Source organism: Streptomyces guryensis (assembly GCF_021261325.1).
GTDB classification, from domain to species: Bacteria; Actinomycetota; Actinomycetes; order Streptomycetales; family Streptomycetaceae; genus Streptomyces; species Streptomyces guryensis.
In genome coordinates this window covers 169821-176386 of record NZ_JAJSBI010000024.1, presented here as the reverse complement: position 1 = coordinate 176386, position 6566 = coordinate 169821, and the positions used below count along the sequence as shown (strand labels likewise).

Annotated in this window: 6 protein-coding genes; 1 reads left to right on the top strand and 5 read right to left on the bottom strand. The window is 61.8% G+C overall.

Features of this window, described 5'->3' with window-relative positions:
• Positions 1 to 881 (top strand): IS256 family transposase (locus tag LJ657_RS36170; protein ID WP_232653148.1); only part of this gene is annotated, 881 nt, incomplete at its 5' end.
• A 65-nt stretch (positions 882 to 946) separates the two neighbouring features.
• Here LJ657_RS36170 and LJ657_RS36165 read toward each other — a convergent pair.
• From LJ657_RS36165 to LJ657_RS36145, 5 genes are all read right to left on the bottom strand, one after another.
• Entirely contained in the window at positions 947 to 1831 is an 885-nt protein-coding gene (locus LJ657_RS36165; RefSeq protein ID WP_232653147.1) for a VOC family protein, read from the bottom strand.
• Positions 1832 to 1854: 23 nt separating this feature from the next.
• A complete protein-coding gene (locus LJ657_RS36160; RefSeq protein WP_232653159.1) occupies positions 1855 to 3498 on the bottom strand; it encodes an FAD-dependent monooxygenase in 1644 nt (547 codons plus the stop codon).
• Positions 3499 to 3568: 70 nt separating this feature from the next.
• Positions 3569 to 4303 carry an SDR family oxidoreductase gene (locus tag LJ657_RS36155; RefSeq protein ID WP_232653146.1) on the bottom strand — a complete coding sequence of 245 codons (735 nt, stop codon included), beginning with the start codon at positions 4301 to 4303 and terminating at the stop codon, positions 3569 to 3571.
• A gap of 78 nt (positions 4304 to 4381) precedes the next feature.
• On the bottom strand, positions 4382 to 5404 hold the full coding sequence (locus LJ657_RS36150; protein WP_232653145.1) for a hypothetical protein: 1023 nt from the start codon (positions 5402 to 5404) through the stop codon (positions 4382 to 4384).
• A gap of 130 nt (positions 5405 to 5534) precedes the next feature.
• Positions 5535 to 6407: an ArsR/SmtB family transcription factor gene (locus LJ657_RS36145; protein ID WP_232653144.1), complete on the bottom strand. Its 873-nt coding sequence runs from the start codon at positions 6405 to 6407 to the stop codon at positions 5535 to 5537.
• Positions 6408 to 6566: the final 159 nt, after the last annotated feature.

Below are 6566 nucleotides of genomic sequence, written 5' to 3'. Positions count from 1 at the left end.
ACCTGGTCAAAGCCCTCGGCGGGGACAGCGGCATCTCGAAGTCGGAGGTCTCGCGGATCTGCCAGGCACTGGACGAGCCGCTGACCGCGTTCCGCACCCGACCGCTGGATCACGTCCGCTTCCTCTACGTCTACCTGGACGCGACCTACTGCAAGGCGCGCGTGAACCACCAGATCGTCTCGCGGGCCGTCGTAGTCGCCACCGGCATTACCGAGGACGGAGGCCGCGAGGTCCTGGGCCTGATGGTCGGAGACAGCGAGAGCGAGGCGTTCTGGAAGGAGTTCCTGCGCTCGCTGCGAGAGCGCGGCCTGTCCGGGGTCCGCCTGGTCGTCACCGACCAGCACGCCGGGCTGGTCGCCGCGGTCCGCAAGGTGATGCTCGGCGCCGCCTGGCAGCGGTGCAGGGTTCATTTCCTGCGCAACGTCTTCAGCGTGATCGACCGGGATTCCGGTGAAATGGTCGCCGCGACGATCCGCACGATTTTCACCCAGCCCACCGCCGGCCTCGTGCGCACTCAGCTGGACACCGTCGCCGACATGCTCGGCGCCCAGTTCCCCAAGGTCAAAGCGATGCTGTTGGAGGCGAAGGAGGATCTGACCGCGTTCGCGGACTTCCCGCCCCGGCACTGGAAGAAGATCCAGTCCACGAACCCGTTGGAGCGAGTGAACCGGGAGATCAAGCGCAGGATCGACGTCGTCCAGGTCTTCCCCAACGACGACGCACTCATCCGGCTGGTCACCGCCGTGCTCTTCGAGATGCACGACGAATGGATCGCCTTTCCCCGCCGCTACCTCCCCGAAGGCAGCATGGGCGAGATCTACCGCGAACTCCCCGAAAGCACCCCCGCACTACCCAACACCCCGAACACGCCCTCCAGTTGATCCCCAACACCACGACGAGGGACACGACCATCGTCTGCCCGCCGAGCCTCGCCGGCGTGCGGAGGTCAGCCGTCGGACAAGGGATCACCGACGACTTCTACCTGACGATTACGGAATTCCGGTACAGGACCCCACAGGCTTGCCGCCCTGCCGTAATCGTCCCAACGCTCCCGTTCTTTCGCGATACCGTCCCCAAAGAGTTCCATCTCCGCCGAGAATTCGATCAGATATCCGACGGCATCATGGAACATAATGAAAAGATTGTCTCCGATGCCATGCCTGCCGGGTCCCCATGCCACAGGTACACCCTTGCGGGAGAAGTGGTCGCACCAGACTTTGAAATCCTCCCATCCGGCGATGTCGAATGAATAATGATCGAGCCCCTTTCCGTGTTCCCGCTGGAAGATCGCCAAGGAGTGATGCTCCTGGCTGGAGCGAATCCAGAAGCCAGCACCCTCGCCCATTTTGTCGGATATGCGGAACCCGAGCACCTCGGTGTAGAACCGGGTGAGGCGCGAAGCATCCGGCGTGGCGAGAGCAAGGTGCTGAATGCGGTCGGGGCATAGGCGGTCGGACTTCTCGCCGCTGCGATCGATCAAGCCGTGGAACTCCACTCGATTGCCATCGGGATCTGCAATGGCGAAGGAATCCGAGGCGGCTCGCTCGGCGTGGCACGGCAGGAAATCGACACCATTCGCCTGCAACCGACTTTTCAGCGCCAACATCTCACTTTCGTCGCCTATCTCGAAGGCGAAGTGATCGAGGCCGACTTCGCCCTGAACGATTTCCACGACGTGATGACCGCGCCCAAAACCAAGGCGTATCGCACCGATGGTCGACGGGGTGTCCGGAGCTTCCCGGACCATTCCGAGGAAATCTTCATAGAAGGCGGCAGCCGACTCGGGGTCGGGAGCCTTCAGTGAAATATGCGACATAGCGCTTCGAAACATCTGCACACTCCATGCGGAAGCTGTTACGAGGTGAGAGGCTGCAGAGGAGCCGAGGAAGGCGCATCCAAGACGGCGGGCGAAAATCCGCCACAGACGCGCTCCAGCAACCCGTTGAGGTCGTCGGGCATTTCATGGCCGCGCCAAGCGACGTGTTGATCCGGGCGGATCAGGACGTATCGCGCCTCGTAGCGCTCCGCCAGGCGACCGTCGTCGGGAGCGACCAACTTCAGCGGAAGACCGTTTTCTCGAGCCACAGCCAGTATCGGTTCAGCAGCTTCTCGCCGGCCTGACGTCACCAGGAAGCTGAAGCCTGATCCGAAATGGTCGTACAGCGAGGACCCGTCTGCCAGCCACAGATGCGGAGCCAGGCACCCGGGATGTGCCGAGGGCGTGTAAGTGATGGTGCTTTCGGCAGGTGGTTCACTGCCATCCGGTACGACAATGGGCGAGTGCCTGTAGTGTGAACCCAGCACGATTCCGAGTGTCTTGAAGTCGAAGATTTTCGTGGATTCAATCAGGTCTCCCACCTCCTGTCTCGTCGTCTCGCCTATCGGTCCGGCGTCCTCCATGCCTGGACGGAGGAGTCGATTGCCAAATGTGTTGTGATAGGTGACTGCCTCGTCGATCGTTCTTTCATGAACCACTCGGCGTTCGATTTCATAGGTGGTGAGCAACTCCATACCACCCCAACCTTGCAGGGTGGCCGCAATCTTCCATCCCAGGTCGACCGCATCGCCGATTCCCATGTTCATACCGAATCCGCCGTGCGGGGGATTGAGATGGCATGCGTCGCCGGCAAGGAACACCCGTCCCGCCGAGTAACGATCAGCGACGAGGCTGCGGGCATCCCACGGATCAGCGCCCACGATCTCGATGTCCAGCTCATGGATGCCGGTCGTACGACGGATCAGATCGACTAGGTCGACTCCCGCGAGACTGCCGTGGGGCAACCTTGTCGCCGTGAAGAACCACAACCCGTCACTGCTCATGGGGCCGAGCAGACCGGGCGTGTCCTCGTTCACCATCCAATACATGATTGCGCGGCCATGGAGATGCCGGTCCGCCAGCTCCGGCGCACGAAAGACGATGGTGCAGTTTTGCGACAGAGACTGCTGCCCCATCATCGTCGCGCCGATGATTTCACGCGTGCGACTACCGGCCCCATCGGCGCCGACCAGAAATCGACAGTGGATCTCGCTGTCTTCCCTTGTTTCGCAGTTCTGTATCCGTGCCGTGACGCCCTCGTCGTTCTGGCTGGCACCGGTGAGTTCATGAGAAAGCGCAACTTCTATCCCCGGAAGTGACCGCACGTGCCTGCGCAATACGTCTTCCAGCACGTATTGTGGGACCCATTGCGCTTCTTCGGAGTAGAGGTTGTTGCGCACACAGTCGCCGTTCATCGCATTGTTGAAGCGAGCCAGAAGGTGACCGTTCATCCTCGTGACAAAGACGGCGGTGGATGGGTGGTCAGGCTCAAGTGGCGAGCTGTGCTTCAATTCATCCGCGATCCCCCAGCGCCGGAGGTGCTCGCGTGTGCGGACGTTCACGATCTTCGCGCGTGGCGAGTACCCGGCTCTGTCATCTCGGTCAACGACAAGGCACCGGAGGTTCCGGCTCCCAAGTTCGATCGCGGTAGCGAGACCAGTCGGACCCGCTCCCACAATCATCACGTCGACATCTCTTCCTTGAAGGGTCCCCACGACCGATCACCCATTCTCTAGGAGGGCGCGTTGGAAATCAGATCAAGCGATGACCACCGTCCACGTGCACCACGGTTCCGGAGATGAAGCTGTTACGCATGATCGATTCAAAGGCCTGTGCCAGATCTGCTGCCTTTCCCACCTTTCCGACCGGCAGGCGCTTGGCCATGGCGTCAAGGGTGGCGGCCTTCTTCTCGCCGGCCGCCGCATCCCAGAAAGGCGTGTCGACCCATCCTGGAGAAACGGCGTTCACACGTATGGGAGCGAGTTCGAGCGCGAGGGCGTAGACGAGGGACTCGATTGCCCCGTTGACGGCGGCTACAACCGACCCGGTAGGTGAAGGACGGTACGCCGCGATCCCGGAAGTAAAAGAGATCGAACCGCCGTCGACGATGTGTGAATGGCCGTGCTTGGCCAACAGAAGCGGCGCTACGACCTTTGAGTCGATAATGCGACGCGCATGCGCGATATCCATCGTCGAGATTGCAGAGTAGGCGCCGGTCAGGTCGGCAGCGGTGGACACGATGTGGTTTATTTCACCGACCGTGCCGAACAACCGCTCCACGTCGTCCTCGCGTGTTGAGTCCGCGGCGATCGCGTACAGTTTTGAGGGGTCTCCGAGTTTTACCCGGGCCTCCTTGATCCTCTCGGGAGAACGTCCGACAATCGTGACCGAATTCCCGGTCGCGAGAAGCCTTTCGGCAAGGGCAAATCCCATACCGGAGCTACCGCCGACAATAACGACGTGCTCGGGATTCTTCGTTCCGTCCAAAACCAGCCTCCTATGAACGATTCACCGAGAGCAAGGGGACTGCGTCGGGCCCCAGGGCCCGACGCGACACGACCTGGGTTAGCCGTTGATGAGGTGCTCGGTCCCGGGAACCAGGTGCCGGCGATGTGGAGAAACGTCGTCCACGTTGACTGTCTTGATGATCCAGCGCGTCTTCAACGCGTCCGGGTCGCCGACGTTGATGACTTCCTTCGCGTGCACCGTGTGGTTGTTGTAGGTGACGACGAAGTCACCGGGCTCGATGAAGACCCGCTGCTTGAGCGCATGCAGGGTCTCCGTGACCTTGGGGACGATGGCCTTCGCTGCATCGGAGACACCGACCGTGCGATTCTCGAAATAGCGCAGGTCGTCCTCGCCGCCGATGATCGGATGCCGATCCGCCTCGCCGAGCTCGACTCGGCCGCCGCCCATCGTACTCAGGTCGTCGAACGGGGTGTAGAACTCACGGCTGCGCAGCAGTTCGAGTTCTGACTCGGTGAAGGAGGAGATGACGTCGATGTTCCTGACGAACGAGGTGTACACCTCGTTCGCCGGGTTACTGCGCATACCCACCATGTAGACCTGGTCCGGGCGGACGAAGTGGTTGGCCAGGTCTTTGTGGAAATGGATCTGGTTCAGGGCCTTCTGCGACTGGCTGGACTGCAGTCGACGCTGCGGGTAGATGTCCTGGTACACGTCGCCGTCATTGACGTTGACGTAGCCGATGGCAGGGGTGCCGGCGAGCTGGGCGAACAGTGCGAGGAAACCCTCGGCAAGAAATGTGGTCTTCAGCTCGTACTTGGAGCGAACCGGCTGGTCGAAGTCGAATATGGGCACGTCTCGGTCGTACGGTACGTTCTTCAGGACGACTACGGGCTCGGCAGTGCGGTCGCGCGTGGGGAGTGACTCGATGTAGTTCCGGAATCGCTGTGGTACCGCGCCGCTTGCGATGAGCGCGTTGATCTGGAACAGGTGCGCGTCGTACAGGCGGTACGGGTTGGCGATGACTGTACCGAGGGCTTCTTCCAAAGCTGTGCGCTCGGCGTCGGTGAACGTGAATTCCGGCGTAATCGTCCAGCTGGTGGTGGCGGATGCGGCGGTCATGGCTTCTCCAGCGAGGTAGCGCGGATTTGACGGGCCAGCCCTTTGATGGCCGTAGCGGCAAAGGCGTTGGTGTAGGTTGAAGGCTTGATGACCTTCCAGGCGCTACTTTAGGGACTCCGTTGCTGGCGAGCTATCTATTTGGCTTCCCATCAAAATGTCCCGGCAACTCAATTGGGTCTACGCTGATTTGCGCAGCGATGAGGGCCGAGCCGACGGGTGTCAGGACATGCATGACCGCTTTGCCGACGCGATGTGTGGCAACCAGGCCACCATTTCGTAGAGCGGTCACATGCACTGAGGCGGTACCCGGACTGACGGCGAGCCGAGCTGCCAGTTCGTTGGTCCCACAGCCGATACCTATGTTGAGAAGCGCTGCCGCGCGACCACGGCCGAGCAATGTGGCCAGCTGGGCAGGGACAGCTGCTTCGGGGTCGTCCCAGAGCCGTTGCTGTCCGGGTACTGCGTAGGTGACCACCGATCCCCATTCGTTCGTGAGGATCGCACGCGTCTTCTGGAAGACGGAGGGCACCAGGATCAGCCCGCGTTCGTTGCGACCAGAATCCCTGGGGACTTCACGAAGGGTCAGGCCGGGCAGGCTGTCGACGACTTGACGGACGCCGCGCGCAGCCAGGCTGTGGGCGCGCTGTGCGACGTCGGACTCAAGGGCCGTCCGGATCCTTGGCCAGTCGTGGTGGAGACAGTCTTCGAAGAACTCGCGCGCTGATTCCTCCAGTGGCCCCAGGGCCGAGAAGTCGGCGTCCCGCTGGCTTCGGGCGGTTCTCATATGGAGTAGTTCTTCTGCCACCAGCCGGATCCGGTGCTGCACCACGGCCTGGGGGAGTTTGGGCGCAAGCCGTTTTTCGAGCAGCGGATTGCGGCGGCGCCACCCGCTGGAGGCTGCATGCTGCCCGCACAAGACCGCACCCGCCGCCAGCACCTCCAGTAGCGGCGAGACCAGGAAACGGCAACGGGACAGTTCACCGGCGGAAACGCTCAGCGTCACCTGCCCGTTGTGATCCGGTGGAGTCGGCACCTCGTCCGCTCCGCGCTGACGAGCCGACGGGGACAGAGCCGTAACAGACATACGGTGTGGTAGTCCTCTCCTTGACTTTCATGACTCCTGGCGGTACCTGAACCCGCAGCCGCCGACGGTCACTGAACT